The 15855-nt window shown below is 62.4% G+C and carries 27 protein-coding genes; 10 read left to right on the plus strand and 17 right to left on the minus strand.

Going from position 1 to position 15855, the window contains the following annotated elements; all coding sequences use genetic code 11:
• Window positions 1-221 precede the first annotated feature (221 nt).
• From BLU62_RS03590 to BLU62_RS33610, 8 genes are all read right to left on the minus strand, one after another.
• Complete coding sequence (locus BLU62_RS03590; protein ID WP_074848129.1) at window positions 222-653, minus strand: hypothetical protein; 432 nt, start codon at window positions 651-653, stop codon at window positions 222-224.
• A 160-nt stretch (window positions 654-813) separates the two neighbouring features.
• The gene (locus BLU62_RS03595) at window positions 814-1407 is read right to left on the minus strand and encodes a hypothetical protein (RefSeq protein WP_139179902.1); all 594 of its coding nucleotides are present in this window, start codon (window positions 1405-1407) and stop codon (window positions 814-816) included.
• A gap of 62 nt (window positions 1408-1469) precedes the next feature.
• Window positions 1470-1853 (minus strand): hypothetical protein, encoded by a 384-nt coding sequence (locus BLU62_RS32370; protein ID WP_139179903.1) that lies wholly within the window; start codon window positions 1851-1853, stop codon window positions 1470-1472.
• Between the two features lie 3 nt (window positions 1854-1856).
• Entirely contained in the window at window positions 1857-2114 is a 258-nt protein-coding gene (locus BLU62_RS03600) for a hypothetical protein (RefSeq protein ID WP_074847893.1), read from the minus strand.
• Window positions 2111-2473, minus strand: a complete 363-nt coding sequence (locus tag BLU62_RS03605) for a hypothetical protein (RefSeq protein WP_074848204.1) — start codon at window positions 2471-2473, stop codon at window positions 2111-2113. The genes BLU62_RS03600 and BLU62_RS03605 overlap by 4 nt, the downstream gene beginning before the upstream one ends.
• On the minus strand, window positions 2457-3026 hold the full coding sequence (locus BLU62_RS03610) for a hypothetical protein (RefSeq protein WP_139179952.1): 570 nt from the start codon (window positions 3024-3026) through the stop codon (window positions 2457-2459). The genes BLU62_RS03605 and BLU62_RS03610 overlap by 17 nt, the downstream gene beginning before the upstream one ends.
• 5 nt (window positions 3027-3031) lie before the next feature.
• Window positions 3032-3496: a phage capsid protein gene (locus BLU62_RS33605; RefSeq protein WP_244278050.1), complete on the minus strand. Its 465-nt coding sequence runs from the start codon at window positions 3494-3496 to the stop codon at window positions 3032-3034.
• Window positions 3403-3825, minus strand: a complete 423-nt coding sequence (locus BLU62_RS33610) for a hypothetical protein (RefSeq protein ID WP_244278051.1) — start codon at window positions 3823-3825, stop codon at window positions 3403-3405. Before BLU62_RS33610 ends, BLU62_RS33605 begins: the two co-directional genes overlap by 94 nt.
• Before the next feature lie 290 nt (window positions 3826-4115).
• Between BLU62_RS33610 and BLU62_RS33615 the strand changes: the two genes are divergently transcribed.
• The 8 genes from BLU62_RS33615 to BLU62_RS03645 all read left to right on the plus strand — a co-directional run bounded on the left by BLU62_RS33615 (window position 4116) and on the right by BLU62_RS03645 (window position 7681).
• Entirely contained in the window at window positions 4116-4499 is a 384-nt protein-coding gene (locus tag BLU62_RS33615; protein ID WP_244278052.1) for a hypothetical protein, read from the plus strand.
• Window positions 4490-4870 (plus strand): phage capsid protein, encoded by a 381-nt coding sequence (locus BLU62_RS33620; RefSeq protein ID WP_244278053.1) that lies wholly within the window; start codon window positions 4490-4492, stop codon window positions 4868-4870. Before BLU62_RS33615 ends, BLU62_RS33620 begins: the two co-directional genes overlap by 10 nt.
• Window positions 4871-4875: 5 nt before the next feature.
• Window positions 4876-5445 carry a hypothetical protein gene (locus BLU62_RS03625; protein ID WP_139179952.1) on the plus strand — a complete coding sequence of 190 codons (570 nt, stop codon included), beginning with the start codon at window positions 4876-4878 and terminating at the stop codon, window positions 5443-5445.
• The gene (locus BLU62_RS03630) at window positions 5429-5791 is read left to right on the plus strand and encodes a hypothetical protein (protein WP_074848204.1); all 363 of its coding nucleotides are present in this window, start codon (window positions 5429-5431) and stop codon (window positions 5789-5791) included. Before BLU62_RS03625 ends, BLU62_RS03630 begins: the two co-directional genes overlap by 17 nt.
• Entirely contained in the window at window positions 5788-6045 is a 258-nt protein-coding gene (locus BLU62_RS03635; RefSeq protein ID WP_074847893.1) for a hypothetical protein, read from the plus strand. Before BLU62_RS03630 ends, BLU62_RS03635 begins: the two co-directional genes overlap by 4 nt.
• Window positions 6046-6048: 3 nt before the next feature.
• Entirely contained in the window at window positions 6049-6432 is a 384-nt protein-coding gene (locus BLU62_RS32375; protein WP_139179903.1) for a hypothetical protein, read from the plus strand.
• Between the two features lie 62 nt (window positions 6433-6494).
• On the plus strand, window positions 6495-7088 hold the full coding sequence (locus BLU62_RS03640; RefSeq protein WP_139179902.1) for a hypothetical protein: 594 nt from the start codon (window positions 6495-6497) through the stop codon (window positions 7086-7088).
• A 161-nt stretch (window positions 7089-7249) separates the two neighbouring features.
• Window positions 7250-7681 (plus strand): hypothetical protein, encoded by a 432-nt coding sequence (locus BLU62_RS03645; RefSeq protein WP_074848129.1) that lies wholly within the window; start codon window positions 7250-7252, stop codon window positions 7679-7681.
• Window positions 7682-8057: 376 nt separating this feature from the next.
• Here BLU62_RS03645 and BLU62_RS03655 read toward each other — a convergent pair whose 3' ends face one another.
• Window positions 8058-8258 (minus strand): hypothetical protein, encoded by a 201-nt coding sequence (locus BLU62_RS03655; RefSeq protein WP_074847866.1) that lies wholly within the window; start codon window positions 8256-8258, stop codon window positions 8058-8060.
• 878 nt (window positions 8259-9136) lie between these two features.
• On the opposite strand from BLU62_RS03655, the gene BLU62_RS34805 reads away from it, so the two are divergent.
• Complete coding sequence (locus tag BLU62_RS34805; RefSeq protein ID WP_074848309.1) at window positions 9137-9352, plus strand: endonuclease domain-containing protein; 216 nt, start codon at window positions 9137-9139, stop codon at window positions 9350-9352.
• Window positions 9353-10762: 1410 nt separating this feature from the next.
• Window positions 10763-10963 (plus strand): hypothetical protein, encoded by a 201-nt coding sequence (locus BLU62_RS03665; protein ID WP_074847866.1) that lies wholly within the window; start codon window positions 10763-10765, stop codon window positions 10961-10963.
• A 190-nt stretch (window positions 10964-11153) separates the two neighbouring features.
• Here the strand turns inward: BLU62_RS03665 and BLU62_RS03675 are convergent, their stop codons facing one another.
• The 8 genes from BLU62_RS03675 to BLU62_RS33175 all read right to left on the minus strand — a co-directional run.
• Window positions 11154-11591 carry a hypothetical protein gene (locus BLU62_RS03675; protein WP_074848311.1) on the minus strand — a complete coding sequence of 146 codons (438 nt, stop codon included), beginning with the start codon at window positions 11589-11591 and terminating at the stop codon, window positions 11154-11156.
• Between the two features lie 338 nt (window positions 11592-11929).
• Entirely contained in the window at window positions 11930-12517 is a 588-nt protein-coding gene (locus tag BLU62_RS32380; protein ID WP_139179978.1) for a hypothetical protein, read from the minus strand.
• An 822-nt stretch (window positions 12518-13339) separates the two neighbouring features.
• Entirely contained in the window at window positions 13340-13576 is a 237-nt protein-coding gene (locus BLU62_RS32385; RefSeq protein ID WP_139179979.1) for a hypothetical protein, read from the minus strand.
• Window positions 13560-13859, minus strand: a complete 300-nt coding sequence (locus BLU62_RS03685) for a hypothetical protein (protein WP_074848313.1) — start codon at window positions 13857-13859, stop codon at window positions 13560-13562. Before BLU62_RS03685 ends, BLU62_RS32385 begins: the two co-directional genes overlap by 17 nt.
• 286 nt (window positions 13860-14145) lie before the next feature.
• The gene (locus BLU62_RS33625) at window positions 14146-14400 is read right to left on the minus strand and encodes a hypothetical protein (RefSeq protein WP_244278054.1); all 255 of its coding nucleotides are present in this window, start codon (window positions 14398-14400) and stop codon (window positions 14146-14148) included.
• Between the two features lie 231 nt (window positions 14401-14631).
• Window positions 14632-14934 (minus strand): hypothetical protein, encoded by a 303-nt coding sequence (locus tag BLU62_RS33630; protein ID WP_244278055.1) that lies wholly within the window; start codon window positions 14932-14934, stop codon window positions 14632-14634.
• A gap of 86 nt (window positions 14935-15020) precedes the next feature.
• Window positions 15021-15212, minus strand: coding sequence for a hypothetical protein (locus BLU62_RS32390; RefSeq protein WP_139179980.1), 192 nt, complete (start codon window positions 15210-15212; stop codon window positions 15021-15023).
• A 275-nt stretch (window positions 15213-15487) separates the two neighbouring features.
• Window positions 15488-15855 (minus strand): hypothetical protein (locus BLU62_RS33175; protein ID WP_208863596.1); only part of this gene is annotated, 368 nt, incomplete at its 5' end.

The following is a 15855-nucleotide window of genomic DNA, read 5'->3' on the forward strand; positions in this document are numbered from 1 at the left end:
GTCGGAAACGATCGTCGCCACCTCCGACAAGAGCATCACAGACGGATCAGACCACAGCCAAGTGTCAGGATTCCATGCCCGGAACAGCTCCATTGCGTGGTCTGTGCGAGCCCTGCGGACAATAGCCCGCAGGTCAGTCCATGAAAACCAGGGCTTCCCGAGATCCCGCAACCTGAGGCCGCGGGAAATCAGGTCGTACTCGATGGCCTCCCCGTGCTCGTCTAGGAGTCGGCGGAGGCCGAAGATTCCCCCACTGTGATGTCAGGATCTTCGAGCTGCTTCTTGATCCACTGGATGGTGCCCTCAGGGATCTTCGTCATCAGGAGCTTGTACTCGGCAGCCGACACGTACGGCTTGAGCCACCGGAGGGTGACTTCCTTCTCCTCGAAACCCTTCAGGGTTTCCTCTGCGTCGACCGGGCGCGGCAGCGTCTTCTCCGCGCTGTTGAGGCTGTTCGCCCATTCGGCGATCTTCACATCCGCTTCCCCGAACGGGGTGATCCAGTCCTGGTACTTCTTGATCTCGGCGGGGTCCATCCACTTGCGCGGCGGCATCGACACCAGTACCGGATCGCGCCCGGGGATGGGGACGGCGAACTTCAACAGGTGATCGTCGGACGAGGGGGCTACTGCGTAGCCTTCGGGAACAGACATGGTTTGACCAGGAACCTTTCAACATTGGGATAGAACTTCAACCAGGAGCAGCCCCGGCCTGGCAAAAGGACGCGGCTCCTGGTCAGGGACAACATGACACCCCTTCGCCAGGCCGAGATTGTGTGCCCGGGAGGCTAGATACCTCCCCGGGCAAGACGGGTCAGCTACCCGAAGTGGCGGCGATGCCGTCCACGTCGCCGAACTCGTCGACGTAGTCGCCGTTGGAGTTGCGGAACGCTCGGATCGTCAACTCCACGCCCGACGCGTCCTGCGACTCGTCCTTCCACTCCGCGATCTCCGAGACGCGGCCCTTCTCCACGACGTACGTCTTGAACTTCTTGCCGCACTTCGTGGCGAACACGTGGGCCGACAGCGGAAGCTGCGACGAGTTGTGGCGGACGTGGTAGCGCTGCCCCTTGCCGCCGGCAGCGGGGATGAGGGTGACGTTGTCGTCACCTGCGACGGTCCGCTTCACCGACGGCAGGTCGACGTCGAGCAGCTTGATCTTGAAGCTGGTGCCGTACTCGGTCTGCACATCGACGTAGTCGCCACCGTCGAAGTCCTTGACGGTGTTCGAGGTGCGGGTGATGCCGACCGACAGGCCGTCGACCGCCGCGGTTCCGTGGTCCTCGAACGCGGCGTTCAGGTCTTCCGGCGACTCGACCGGAGCGGTGGGAAGCGTGGTACCCAGAGGTGCCCGCCAGTAGACGCCGCCGTCGAGCGACTGCGCCACGTAAGAGTGTTCGACTGCCATTGTTTTGCCCCTTTCAGGCGAGGTGACCAGGAGCCGCGAAAGGGTTATTCAGTTAGGAGACTTTAGGTTCGGAGCACGAAGAGTGTCCCGGTGAACTGGAACCGGGAATGCTTTTCATAGTCCGGGTTGGGATAGTCGGCCAGGCTGTTCATGACCCAGTCGGTTACCCACAGGCCTGCCCATGGGCCGCCCGAGGATGCAGCCTGGAATCCGTCCGCGATGGTTCCGATCGATTGCTCAGTCCACGCCGTGTCCGGGCTGCCCTTGGGGGTTGAGCCGTACAGTTCGACAAGGATGCGAGCGCGATCCAGTGAGCGATCCCGTGGGCCGCCGATACGAGAAACCCTCCCGAATCGGGCAGGGTCTTCTGAGACGGTCGTGGAGAACTTCACTCCAGGCAGCGCCGCTCGGCAGATGGAGAGCGCCGCCAGCGTGGGTGTCGACATCAGTTATCCGAGAGCCCTGAGGATCGTGTTGTTGCGGGCATTGTCGCGTTGCGCCTTGTAGTCGGCGGTGACGACAGAGGCACGCCAACGGCCCTGGGGACGTGCCATGCCTGCCCGTGAACCCACCGCGTACGTGCCCTCGCCCATAGCGCTCGCATCGTCAGCAATGCGCTCAGCATGACCCTCGAGCTCGCTGATGATGTCGGACGTCCGACCGTATCGGACGTCCTTGAACGCCTTCTGATTCCACTCGATTCTCACGACGACTTCACCACCTTCAGAGTTACGACGTAGCAACCGCCGCCCGTGAGAGACGGAATCCTGGTGTAGTCCTTGGGTTGGCCGACAACGTCATAGACAGTTCCGTCGATGACTTCCCTGTCACGTGGTGACACCGGACCGAAATCGGGGAGGACGATGATTCCCACGTCAACGGAGTCCCGGATGTGCCCCGGGAGATCTAGTTCATCGCTTTGTGGGTCGATGAACGTCACGAACTTCCGCGGGTCCGGTTCGCCCCAGGACTCGACATCGTTGCCGTAGTCGTCGGCGCCGGTTCCGTTGAACGGCAGGTGTTCTACGTCGAAGACGGCGGGTATTCCCCTACGGTGCCTGGACAATGACTTGCCCTCCCTGCCAGCGAAACGATGCCGCCAACTTCAGGTCCGACTCGGACATCTGCAAACCCGAGTTCGGCGCTCGGACCGACCATGCAGTGGTCTGCGAGATCGGACCTGCGGAGTCGGTCAGCGACCGGGCTCCGGCCATCACTTCCTCCGGCGTCACAAGAGCGCGGATCACCATTTCGGCGACCGCATTCTTCACACGCGGCGGCACTTCTCCGCCATGCGAGTATGTGACAGTGAGGAACCGTGAAGAATCACATCCGACGGTCAACCACATCCCATTTCGGGTGTAGTCCACAGAGTTTCCCGCGTCATCGGTCACAGACGTCACCCCTGTGACTGGCAACTGGTCCAGACGGACCCGCCCACCATTCACCTTCAACCGCACCGTCGACTCGCCGGGGGTGAACTGCTGTTGGGATGCGGCACGGAACTGGTCCGATGCCGCATCCAACAGTTGATACACCGACGCGTGCTCAGGTTCGGTCAGGTCCCTTTGCGCCACGGCGATCACGTCGTCACGAACAGCAAGGGGAGGAAGAGACACCTGGATCAGCTACCCGAAGTCATTCCGAACTTGACGACGCCGTCCGGACGGACAACCTTGCCGCCGTACACGTGCAGGCCGCGCAGCCGGTCGGCGAAGCTGTTGTCGGCGCGCAGGGCCTCCACCTTATCGAGCTGCGACACGTAGGCCGCGGCCTCCGGGTGGAACGCCACGAAGCCGGGGGTGGAGTTGTTGGGCAGGTTGTTCGACGACAGCACACGGAACCCGAGGAGGGAGCCGATGGTGCCGTTGCGGAGGCCGTTGTTGTCGCCGGACACATCGAAGCTGGTGAGCTTCGAATCCGCGCCGAGGAGCAGACCTTCGAAGTCGGCGTTGCACACGAGAACTCGGCCGGAGGCGGGGGCGTTCTTCTTGTTCAGGGCCACACGAGCAGCCTTGACGAGGTCGAATGCCTTGTTCCCGGTGTCCGGAGCGGAGCCCGACAGGTTGGTGGCTCCGGCGGCGAGCATGGTGGCGATGAACTTGTCCGCGTCATCGACGAGCGCCTTTCCGGCGGCGTCGGTGTACGGGGCAGGCTGCCCGCAGACTGGGCGGCGTCGATGTCGTCGACCTTGAAGTCGAAGTTCTTCTCCTGGTCGATCAGGAGGTCGACGCCGGTGTCGGTGATGGCGTCAGCCGACGTGGTGCGGTTGTTGGCCTTGTAGTCCTTGATCGCGGGTGCGACGACACCGGGGATGTGGACGGTGTTGCCCTTTGTCGCGACGCCTTCGTACTGGCGGTCGAGCAGAGCGGCGAACACCTTCTCGGCGTCCCACGCCTGGTGATGTTCGCCGCCCACAGTTCGGGAATGAAATGGGTGATGGCCATGATGGTCCTTACTTTCGGATGCCCTTGAGTTCGTCGACTGCCTTTGGCGTCAGCGTCGCGATCTCTGGGACATGTTCTTCAGGTCTGCCTGAGTGAGCTGCTGACATTGGCACCGAACGATTTGAATCTTCGAATTCACAAAGTCAGAGACGCTGACGCAAAGGACGAATCAAGGGCATCGAAAGTAAGGACCATCATGCCATCACCCATTTCATTCCCGAACTGTGGCGGCGAACATCACCCAGGCGTGGACGCCGAGAAGTGTTCGCCGCTCTGCTCGACCGCCAGTACGAAGGCGTCGCGACAAAGGGCAACACCGTCCACATCCCCGGTGTCGTCGCACCCGCGATCAAGGACTACAAGGCCAACAACCGCACCACGTCGGCTGACGCCATCACCGACACCGGCGTCGACCTCCTGATCGACCAGGAGAAGAACTTCGACTTCAAGGTCGACGACATCGACGCCGCCCAGTCTGCGGGCAGCCTGGCCCCGTACACCGACGCCGCCGGAAAGGCGCTCGTCGATGACGCGGACAAGTTCATCGCCACCATGCTCGCCGCCGAGCCACCAACCTGTCGGGCTCCGCTCCGGACACCGGGAACAAGGCATTCGACCTCGTCAAGGCTGCTCGTGTGGCCCTGAACAAGAAGAACGCCCCCGCCTCCGGCCGAGTTCTCGTGTGCAACGCCGACTTCGAAGGTCTGCTCCTCGGCGCGGATTCGAAGCTCACCAGCTTCGATGTGTCCGGCGACAACAACGGCCTCCGCAACGGCACCATCGGCTCCCTCCTCGGGTTCCGTGTGCTGTCGTCGAACAACCTGCCCAACAACTCCACCCCCGGCTTCGTGGCGTTCCACCCGGAGGCCGCGGCCTACGTGTCGCAGCTCGATAAGGTGGAGGCCCTGCGCGCCGACAACAGCTTCGCCGACCGGCTGCGCGGCCTGCACGTGTACGGCGGCAAGGTTGTCCGTCCGGACGGCGTCGTCAAGTTCGGAATGACTTCGGGTAGCTGATCCAGGTGTCTCTTCCTCCCCTTGCTGTTCGTGACGACGTGATCGCCGTGGCGCAAAGGGACCTGACCGAACCTGAGCACGCGTCGGTGTATCAACTGTTGGATGCGGCATCGGACCAGTTCCGTGCCGCATCCCAACAGCAGTTCACCCCCGGCGAGTCGACGGTGCGGTTGAAGGTGAATGGTGGGCGGGTCCGTCTGGACCAGTTGCCAGTCACAGGGGTGACGTCTGTGACCGATGACGCGGGAAACTCTGTGGACTACACCCGAAATGGGATGTGGTTGACCGTCGGATGTGATTCTTCACGGTTCCTCACTGTCACATACTCGCATGGCGGAGAAGTGCCGCCGCGTGTGAAGAATGCGGTCGCCGAAATGGTGATCCGCGCTCTTGTGACGCCGGAGGAAGTGATGGCCGGAGCCCGGTCGCTGACCGACTCCGCAGGTCCGATCTCGCAGACCACTGCATGGTCGGTCCGAGCGCCGAACTCGGGTTTGCAGATGTCCGAGTCGGACCTGAAGTTGGCGGCATCGTTTCGCTGGCAGGGAGGGCAAGTCATTGTCCAGGCACCGTAGGGGAATACCCGCCGTCTTCGACGTAGAACACCTGCCGTTCAACGGAACCGGCGCCGACGACTACGGCAACGATGTCGAGTCCTGGGGCGAACCGGACCCGCGGAAGTTCGTGACGTTCATCGACCCACAAAGCGATGAACTAGATCTCCCGGGGCACATCCGGGACTCCGTTGACGTGGGAATCATCGTCCTCCCCGATTTCGGTCCGGTGTCACCACGTGACAGGGAAGTCATCGACGGAACTGTCTATGACGTTGTCGGCCAACCCAAGGACTACACCAGGATTCCGTCTCTCACGGGCGGCGGTTGCTACGTCGTAACTCTGAAGGTGGTGAAGTCGTCGTGAGAATCGAGTGGAATCAGAAGGCGTTCAAGGACGTCCGATACGGTCGGACGTCCGACATCATCAGCGAGCTCGAGGGTCATGCTGAGCGCATTGCTGACGATGCGAGCGCTATGGGCGAGGGCACGTACGCGGTGGGTTCACGGGCAGGCATGGCACGTCCCCAGGGCCGTTGGCGTGCCTCTGTCGTCACCGCCGACTACAAGGCGCAACGCGACAATGCCCGCAACAACACGATCCTCAGGGCTCTCGGATAACTGATGTCGACACCCACGCTGGCGGCGCTCTCCATCTGCCGAGCGGCGCTGCCTGGAGTGAAGTTCTCCACGACCGTCTCAGAAGACCCTGCCCGATTCGGGAGGGTTTCTCGTATCGGCGGCCCACGGGATCGCTCACTGGATCGCGCTCGCATCCTTGTCGAACTGTACGGCTCAACCCCCAAGGGCAGCCCGGACACGGCGTGGACTGAGCAATCGATCGGAACCATCGCGGACGGATTCCAGGCTGCATCCTCGGGCGGCCCATGGGCAGGCCTGTGGGTAACCGACTGGGTCATGAACAGCCTGGCCGACTATCCCAACCCGGACTATGAAAAGCATTCCCGGTTCCAGTTCACCGGGACACTCTTCGTGCTCCGAACCTAAAGTCTCCTAACTGAATAACCCTTTCGCGGCTCCTGGTCACCTCGCCTGAAAGGGGCAAAACAATGGCAGTCGAACACTCTTACGTGGCGCAGTCGCTCGACGGCGGCGTCTACTGGCGGGCACCTCTGGGTACCACGCTTCCCACCGCTCCGGTCGAGTCGCCGGAAGACCTGAACGCCGCGTTCGAGGACCACGGAACCGCGGCGGTCGACGGCCTGTCGGTCGGCATCACCCGCACCTCGAACACCGTCAAGGACTTCGACGGTGGCGACTACGTCGATGTGCAGACCGAGTACGGCACCAGCTTCAAGATCAAGCTGCTCGACGTCGACCTGCCGTCGGTGAAGCGGACCGTCGCAGGTGACGACAACGTCACCCTCATCCCCGCTGCCGGCGGCAAGGGGCAGCGCTACCACGTCCGCCACAACTCGTCGCAGCTTCCGCTGTCGGCCCACGTGTTCGCCACGAAGTGCGGCAAGAAGTTCAAGACGTACGTCGTGGAGAAGGGCCGCGTCTCGGAGATCGCGGAGTGGAAGGACGAGTCGCAGGACGCGTCGGGCGTGGAGTTGACGATCCGAGCGTTCCGCAACTCCAACGGCGACTACGTCGACGAGTTCGGCGACGTGGACGGCATCGCCGCCACTTCGGGTAGCTGACCCGTCTTGCCCGGGGAGGTATCTAGCCTCCCCGGGCACACAATCTCGGCCTGGCGAAGGGGTGTCATGTTGTCCCTGACCAGGAGCCGCGTCCTTTTGCCAGGCCGGGGCTGCTCCTGGTTGAAGTTCTATCCCAATGTTGAAAGGTTCCTGGTCAAACCATGTCTGTTCCCGAAGGCTACGCAGTAGCCCCCTCGTCCGACGATCACCTGTTGAAGTTCGCCGTCCCCATCCCCGGGCGCGATCCGGTACTGGTGTCGATGCCGCCGCGCAAGTGGATGGACCCCGCCGAGATCAAGAAGTACCAGGACTGGATCACCCCGTTCGGGGAAGCGGATGTGAAGATCGCCGAATGGGCGAACAGCCTCAACAGCGCGGAGAAGACGCTGCCGCGCCCGGTCGACGCAGAGGAAACCCTGAAGGGTTTCGAGGAGAAGGAAGTCACCCTCCGGTGGCTCAAGCCGTACGTGTCGGCTGCCGAGTACAAGCTCCTGATGACGAAGATCCCTGAGGGCACCATCCAGTGGATCAAGAAGCAGCTCGAAGATCCTGACATCACAGTGGGGGAATCTTCGGCCTCCGCCGACTCCTAGACGAGCACGGGGAGGCCATCGAGTACGACCTGATTTCCCGCGGCCTCAGGTTGCGGGATCTCGGGAAGCCCTGGTTTTCATGGACTGACCTGCGGGCTATTGTCCGCAGGGCTCGCACAGACCACGCAATGGAGCTGTTCCGGGCATGGAATCCTGACACTTGGCTGTGGTCTGATCCGTCTGTGATGCTCTTGTCGGAGGTGGCGACGATCGTTTCCGACCTCCGATACATGCAGGCGTTGACCACGTTTAACGAAGTGCCTGAGATCTACTTCCCGGCCCGGTATGGGCCGCCTCGGGATGACGCTGCCGAAGCTACCGAGGGCGAAGGTCCCAGCGAGGCTGAGAAGGCTCGGGCGGTCGCGGCGTCGATGCGCTAGATATCACCGGACTTCACTAGTTCGCCGCCGAACTGTCCCGCAATCTGGCCTGCCATGACCGCGTTCTGGTCGAGGCTGATCAGCCAGGTTGGTCCCGTTACGTAGTAGTGGCGATCGCCAGTGATGTCTCCCGTGATGTCAGAGTGCTTTACCGATGCAGCGATTCCCTTCGAGGCGAGGTCTTCTGAGAACCACACACTCAGTCGAGCTTCGGCCGTTGGGGTTAGTGGGCACGATCCGTGCTCAGCCTTCGGCCCGAGGTTGCGTCAGTAACCAGGCATGGGAAGCCGGCTGAAGTTAGTCCGGCCGCGAGTTGACTCACTGACGTGTACGCACCTGCGACTGCAGGGCAGGTGCGGAGGCCGACGATGTCGCAGGAGCCTTACCGGCCTCGGGGCTTCGGTCGCTGCACCCAGAGGCGGCGAGGGCGAATGCGATTACTGGGATGGCAATGCATGCACGTTTCATCTCGACAGGATAAGCCGTCAGTGCGACGACCCGAGATAGAATGGAGCGACCCCGGAGGTGCTACCAACACCAGCCGGGGCCTAACCCACTCGCTTGAAGCACCAAGGAGGGGCTGCCGTGAAGGCTACCCGAACCCGACGTCCATGTCCGACATGTGGATCACCCATCGACCGAGGTCCCGGACAGCATGCGTACTGCTCCGACGAATGTCGCCCCATCTGCGAGCACCCCACATGCGACCGCCCTACGCGGGGCATGCAGACGGTGTGCGACTCGCACCGGGTTCAGCTTGATCGCCACGGCGAACTCCGGCCGGACACGTGGTCGAAGGAATGGGTGTGCGTCGTTTGCGGGGCAGGTGTCCCGAAGGGGTCGGGGCGCCGTAAGCACTGCTCGAGGGGCTGTCAGCAAACCGACTCTCGATACAACGGGCGTCGCCCAACGACGGCGAAATGTCGGCTATGCGGGCAGGACTTCTCCCTACAGCGGCGCACCGGGGCGAGGCTTCAGCGCACCGACACTCAGTGGTGCCGCACCTGCGGTAGAGAATCCCCGAAGCGCGCCGATATCTGAAGTACGGAATCACCCGGAGGAGTACGCGGCCGCGATGAATCGGGGCTGCGACATCTGCGGCGAGCGCGTGGGGGCGCTACATATCGACCATGACCACAGCTGCTGCCCTCCACGGAGTAAGCAGTGGCGAACCTGCGGGCAGTGCGTCCGCGGATTCCTCTGCGGATCGTGCAACCGCGGATTGGGCCTACTGAAGGATGACCCGAACGTGCTGCGAAGCGCGATCGAGTACCTCGGTCGAAAGGCCTAGAAACAGCGCATACATACGACTCAACGAACACCCTAAGGCCATGAGCCTCTGGGGTGTTCGTCATTTCTGGCGGCAAGCAAAGGGGTGGCAGCGTGGCACGGAGCTAGGTGTTCCTACCATCGTTCCAGAACGAGCCGTATCCTCCCCATCTCTCAACACTACGGCACCCCCTCCCAGTCTTGCAACGAGGAAATACGTAGGTCAACCACGGCCTAGCCTCCGATGGCCCCTAGCCCGTGCCACGCTGCACCCCTTTGCTTGCCGCCAGAAATGACGAACACCCAGAGCTCATGCCTTAGGGTGTTCGTTGAGTCCGTATGTATGCGCTGTTTCTAGCCTTTCGACCGAGGTACTCGATCGCGCTTCGCAGCACGTTCGGTCATCCTTCAGTAGGCCCAATCCGCGTTGCACGATCCGCAGAGGAATCCGCGGACGCACTGCCGCAGGTTCGCCACTGCTTACTCCGTGGAGGGCAGCAGCTGTGGTCATGGTCGATATGTAGCGCCCCACGCGCTCGCCGCAGATGTCGCAGCCCGATTCATCGCGGCCGCGTACTCCTCCGGGGTGATTCCGTACTTCAGATATCGGCGCGCTTCGGGGATTCTCTACCGCAGGTGCGGCACCACTGAGTGTCGGTGCGCTGAAGCCTCGCCCGGTGCGCCGCTGTAGGAGAAGTCCTGCCGCATAGCCGACATTTCGCCGTCGTTGGGCGACGCCCGTTGTATCGAGAGTCGGTTTGCTGACAGCCCTCGAGCAGTGCTTACGCGCCCCGACCCTTCGGGACACCTGCCCGCAAACGACGCACACCCATTCCTTCGACCACGTGTCCGGCCGGAGTTCGCCGTGGCGATCAAGCTGAACCGGTGCGAGTCGCACACCGTCTGCATGCCCGCGTAGGGCGGTCGCATGTGGGGTGCTCGCAGATGGGGCGACATTCGTCGGAGCAGTACGCATGCTGTCCGGGACCTCGGTCGATGGGTGATCCACATGTCGGACATGGACGTCGGGTTCGGGTAGCCTTCACGGCAGCCCTCCTTGGTGCTTCAAGCGAGTGGGTTAGGCCCGGCTGGTGTTGGTAGCACCTCCGGGGTCGCTCCATTCTATCTCGGGTCGTCGCACTGACGGCTTATCCTGTCGAGATGAAACGTGCATGCATTGCCATCCCAGTAATCGCATTCGCCCTCGCCGCCTCTGGGTGCAGCGACCGAAGCCCCGAGGCCGGTAAGGCTCCTGCGACATCGTCGGCCTCCGCACCTGCCCCTGCAGTCGCAGGTGCGTACACGTCAGTGAGTCAACTCGCGGCCGGACTAACTTCAGCCGGCTTCCCATGCCTGGTTACTGACGCAACCTCGGGGCCGAAGGCTGAGCACGGATCGTGCCACTAACCCAACGGCCGAAGCTCGACTGAGTGTGTGGTTCTCAGAAGACCTCGCCTCGAAGGGAATCGCTGCATCGGTAAAGCACTCTGACATCACGGGAGACATCACTGGCGATCGCCACTACTACGTAACGGGACCAACCTGGCTGATCAGCCTCGACCAGAACGCGGTCATGGCAGGCCAGATTGCGGGACAGTTCGGCGGCGAACTAGTGAAGTCCGGTGATATCTAGCGCATCGACGCCGCGACCGCCCGAGCCTTCTCAGCCTCGCTGGGACCTTCGCCCTCGGTAGCTTCGGCAGCGTCATCCCGAGGCGGCCCATACCGGGCCGGGAAGTAGATCTCAGGCACTTCGTTAAACGTGGTCAACGCCTGCATGTATCGGAGGTCGGAAACGATCGTCGCCACCTCCGACAAGAGCATCACAGACGGATCAGACCACAGCCAAGTGTCAGGATTCCATGCCCGGAACAGCTCCATTGCGTGGTCTGTGCGAGCCCTGCGGACAATAGCCCGCAGGTCAGTCCATGAAAACCAGGGCTTCCCGAGATCCGCAACCTGAGGCCGCGGGAAATCAGGTCGTACTCGATGGCCTCCCGTGCTCGTCTAGGAGTCGGCGGAGGCCGAAGATTCCCCACTGTGATGTCAGGATCTTCGAGCTGCTTCTTGATCCACTGGATGGTGCCCTCAGGGATCTTCGTCATCAGGAGCTTGTACTCGGCAGCCGACACGTACGGCTTGAGCCACCGGAGGGTGACTTCCTTCTCCTCGAAACCCTTCAGGGTTTCCTCTGCGTCGACCGGGCGCGGCAGCGTCTTCTCCGCGCTGTTGAGGCTGTTCGCCCATTCGGCGATCTTCACATCCGCTTCCCGAACGGGTGATCCAGTCCTGGTACTTCTTGATCTCGGCGGGGTCCATCCACTTGCGCGGCGGCATCGACACCAGTACCGGATCGCGCCCGGGGATGGGGACGGCGAACTTCAACAGGTGATCGTCGGACGAGGGGGCTACTGCGTAGCCTTCGGGAACAGACATGGTTTGACCAGGAACCTTTCAACATTGGGATAGAACTTCAACCAGGAGCAGCCCCGGCCTGGCAAAAGGACGCGGCTCCTGGTCAGGGACAACATGACACCCCTTCGCCAGGCCGAGATTGTGTGCCCGGGAGGCTAGATACCTCCCGGGCAAGACGGGTCAGCTACCCGAAGTGGCGGCGATGCCGTCCACGTCGCCGAACTCGTCGACGTAGTCGCCGTTGGAGTTGCGGAACGCTCGGATCGTCAACTCCACGCCCGACGCGTCCTGCGACTCGTCCTTCCACTCCGCGATCTCCGAGACGCGGCCCTTCTCCACGACGTACGTCTTGAACTTCTTGCCGCACTTCGTGGCGAACACGTGGGCCGACAGCGGAAGCTGCGACGAGTTGTGGCGGACGTGGTAGCGCTGCCCTTGCCGCCGGCAGCGGGATGAGGGTGACGTTGTCGTCACCTGCGACGGTCCGCTTCACCGACGGCAGGTCGACGTCGAGCAGCTTGATCTTGAAGCTGGTGCCGTACTCGGTCTGCACATCGACGTAGTCGCCACCGTCGAAGTCCTTGACGGTGTTCGAGGTGCGGGTGATGCCGACCGACAGGCCGTCGACCGCCGCGGTTCCGTGGTCCTCGAACGCGGCGTTCAGGTCTTCCGGCGACTCGACCGGAGCGGTGGGAAGCGTGGTACCCAGAGGTGCCCGCCAGTAGACGCCGCCGTCGAGCGACTGCGCCACGTAAGAGTGTTCGACTGCCATTGTTTTGCCCCTTTCAGGCGAGGTGACCAGGAGCCGCGAAAGGGTTATTCAGTTAGGAGACTTTAGGTTCGGAGCACGAAGAGTGTCCGGTGAACTGGAACCGGGAATGCTTTTCATAGTCCGGGTTGGGATAGTCGGCCAGGCTGTTCATGACCCAGTCGGTTACCCACAGGCCTGCCCATGGGCCGCCCGAGGATGCAGCCTGGAATCCGTCCGCGATGGTTCCGATCGATTGCTCAGTCCACGCCGTGTCCGGCTGCCCTTGGGGTTGAGCCGTACAGTTCGACAAGGATGCGAGCGCGATCCAGTGAGCGATCCCGTGGCCGCCGATACGAGAAACCCTCCCGAATCGGGCAGGGTCTTCTGAGACGGTCGTGGAGAACTTCACTCCAGGCAGCGCCGCTCGGCAGATGGAGAGCGCCGCCAGCGTGGGTGTCGACATCAGTTATCCGAGAGCCCTGAGGATCGTGTTGTTGCGGGCATTGTCGCGTTGCGCCTTGTAGTCGGCGGTGACGACAGAGGCACGCCAACGGCCCTGGGACGTGCCATGCCTGCCCGTGAACCCACCGCGTACGTGCCCTCGCCCATAGCGCTCGCATCGTCAGCAATGCGCTCAGCATGACCCTCGAGCTCGCTGATGATGTCGGACGTCCGACCGTATCGGACGTCCTTGAACGCCTTCTGATTCCACTCGATTCTCACGACGACTTCACCACCTTCAGAGTTACGACGTAGCAACCGCCGCCCGTGAGAGACGGAATCCTGGTGTAGTCCTTGGGTTGGCCGACAACGTCATAGACAGTTCCGTCGATGACTTCCCTGTCACGTGGTGACACCGGACCGAAATCGGGAGGACGATGATTCCCACGTCAACGGAGTCCCGGATGTGCCCGGGAGATCTAGTTCATCGCTTTGTGGGTCGATGAACGTCACGAACTTCCGCGGGTCCGGTTCGCCCCAGGACTCGACATCGTTGCCGTAGTCGTCGGCGCCGGTTCCGTTGAACGGCAGGTGTTCTACGTCGAAGACGGCGGGTATTCCCCTACGGTGCCTGGACAATGACTTGCCCTCCCTGCCAGCGAAACGATGCCGCCAACTTCAGGTCCGACTCGGACATCTGCAAACCCGAGTTCGGCGCTCGGACCGACCATGCAGTGGTCTGCGAGATCGGACCTGCGGAGTCGGTCAGCGACCGGGCTCCGGCCATCACTTCCTCCGGCGTCACAAGAGCGCGGATCACCATTTCGGCGACCGCATTCTTCACACGCGGCGGCACTTCTCCGCCATGCGAGTATGTGACAGTGAGGAACCGTGAAGAATCACATCCGACGGTCAACCACATCCCATTTCGGTGTAGTCCACAGAGTTTCCCGCGTCATCGGTCACAGACGTCACCCCTGTGACTGGCAACTGGTCCAGACGGACCCGCCCACCATTCACCTTCAACCGCACCGTCGACTCGCCGGGGGTGAACTGCTGTTGGGATGCGGCACGAACTGGTCCGATGCCGCATCCAACAGTTGATACACCGACGCGTGCTCAGGTTCGGTCAGGTCCCTTTGCGCCACGGCGATCACGTCGTCACGAACAGCAAGGGAGGAAGAGACACCTGGATCAGCTACCCGAAGTCATTCCGAACTTGACGACGCCGTCCGGACGGACAACCTTGCCGCCGTACACGTGCAGGCGCGCAGCCGGTCGGCGAAGCTGTTGTCGGCGCGCAGGGCCTCCACCTTATCGAGCTGCGACACGTAGGCCGCGGCCTCCGGGTGGAACGCCACGAAGCGGGGTGGAGTTGTTGGGCAGGTTGTTCGACGACAGCACACGAACCCGAGGAGGGAGCCGATGGTGCCGTTGCGGAGGCCGTTGTTGTCGCCGGACACATCGAAGCTGGTGAGCTTCGAATCGCGCCGAGGAGCAGACCTTCGAAGTCGGCGTTGCACACGAGAACTCGCCGGAGCGGGGCGTTCTTCTTGTTCAGGCCACACGAGCAGCCTTGACGAGGTCGAATGCCTTGTTCCCGGTGTCCGGAGCGAGCCGACAGGTTGGTGCTCGCGCGGCGACATGTGCGATGAACTTGTCCGCGTCATCGACGAGCGCCTTTCGCGGCGTCGTTACGGGCCAGGCTGCCGCAGACTGGGCGCGTCGATGTCGTCGACCTTGAAGTCGAAGTTCTTCTCCTGGTCGATCAGGAGGTCGACGCCGGTGTCGGTGATGGCGTCAGCCGACGTGGTGCGGTTGTTGGCCTTGTAGTCCTTGATCGCGGGTGCGACGACACCGGGGATGTGGACGGTGTTGCCCTTTGTCGCGACGCCTTCGTACTGGCGGTCGAGCAGAGCGGCGAACACCTTCTCGGCGTCCCACGCCTGGGTGATGTTCGCCGCCCACAGTTCGGGAATGAAATGGGTGATGGCCATGATGGCTCCTTACTTTCGGATGCCCTTGAGTTCGTCGAGCTGGCCTTTGGCGTCAGCGTCGCGAATCTGGGCTGGGGACATGTTCTTCAGGTCTGCCTGAGTGAGCTGCTGCACCTTGTTCGCCGCGCCGCATCGGCATTGGCAACCACCGATGCCGGGGCAGCGGGCGGTACGGTCTGCTTGGGTCCGCGGAACGATTGCAGGCGGTCGAGATGGGCGCGCATCTCCTCCTCGGTGTCACCGACGAGTAGATCCGCGGGCACATCGGTGCCTTCCACGATCTTCTTGGCGAGGTTGTCGCGTTCCCGCTGCTTCGTGTTTGCAGCGAGGGCAGCTTCGGCTTTTCGGCCCGCTCCTGCCAGGTCTGCTCGTCGCGTTCCTTCTGCGCCAGCAGTTCGTCGTACTTGCGGGCCTTGTCGGCGTTCGCCTTCCGGCCCTTCTCGTTCTCGCGAGACAGCGACTTCCACTTGTCGCGTTCAGCGATGAGATCCTCCACACTGAGCGTGGGCTCACTGTCGGTGGTCTCAACCTCGGCGTCGGGTCGTCTTGCTGGTCAACCGTTTCGGCGGCAGCAGTTTCCTCGGGCATGTTGCTCCTGACGTTTCGTCGGATGGTGCGCCGTTGCGGCGCTCAAAATCCCCGCACTGGTGTGCGAGGGAAGCTCTAGGCGGCTTTGAAGTTCTGGTCCCGCCATGTGAGGACGGGGCCGATCTCCGTGGTCGCGGACCAGGAGAAGTTTCTGGTAGTCGTGGGCGGCGCGATTGTCGGCGCCGGTAAGTTCCCGCACCTGCTTGTGTGTGTCCTCGAGTAGATCCGGATCGATCACCCGGTCGCCGTTCAATCCGACTTCACGGGCGACCGAACAGTCACATCCAGGGTGTATGGGCGACAGGTCACCAACGTGATAGCGCTGAGTAGAGG

The organism is Gordonia westfalica (assembly GCF_900105725.1).
In the GTDB taxonomy this organism is placed as follows: Bacteria; Actinomycetota; Actinomycetes; order Mycobacteriales; family Mycobacteriaceae; genus Gordonia; species Gordonia westfalica.

What these genes read in the sequence shown, in the direction of transcription:
- BLU62_RS03645 (WP_074848129.1), top strand. Translation starts at nt 7,250, where the DNA reads ATGTCTGTTCCCGAAGGCTACGCAGTAGCCCCCTCGTCCGACGATCAC.
- BLU62_RS32380 (WP_139179978.1), bottom strand. Translation starts at nt 12,517, where the DNA reads ATGGCAGTCGAACACTCTTACGTGGCGCAGTCGCTCGACGGCGGCGTC.
- BLU62_RS34805 (WP_074848309.1), top strand. Translation starts at nt 9,137, where the DNA reads ATGAATCGGGGCTGCGACATCTGCGGCGAGCGCGTGGGGGCGCTACAT.
- BLU62_RS32375 (WP_139179903.1), top strand. Translation starts at nt 6,049, where the DNA reads ATGTCGACACCCACGCTGGCGGCGCTCTCCATCTGCCGAGCGGCGCTG.
- BLU62_RS03590 (WP_074848129.1), bottom strand. Translation starts at nt 653, where the DNA reads ATGTCTGTTCCCGAAGGCTACGCAGTAGCCCCCTCGTCCGACGATCAC.
- BLU62_RS03640 (WP_139179902.1), top strand. Translation starts at nt 6,495, where the DNA reads ATGGCAGTCGAACACTCTTACGTGGCGCAGTCGCTCGACGGCGGCGTC.
- BLU62_RS33605 (WP_244278050.1), bottom strand. Translation starts at nt 3,496, where the DNA reads ATGCTCGCCGCCGGAGCCACCAACCTGTCGGGCTCCGCTCCGGACACC.
- BLU62_RS33630 (WP_244278055.1), bottom strand. Translation starts at nt 14,934, where the DNA reads ATGGCCATCACCCATTTCATTCCCGAACTGTGGGCGGCGAACATCACC.
- BLU62_RS03595 (WP_139179902.1), bottom strand. Translation starts at nt 1,407, where the DNA reads ATGGCAGTCGAACACTCTTACGTGGCGCAGTCGCTCGACGGCGGCGTC.
- BLU62_RS32370 (WP_139179903.1), bottom strand. Translation starts at nt 1,853, where the DNA reads ATGTCGACACCCACGCTGGCGGCGCTCTCCATCTGCCGAGCGGCGCTG.
- BLU62_RS03685 (WP_074848313.1), bottom strand. Translation starts at nt 13,859, where the DNA reads ATGTGGTTGACCGTCGGATGTGATTCTTCACGGTTCCTCACTGTCACA.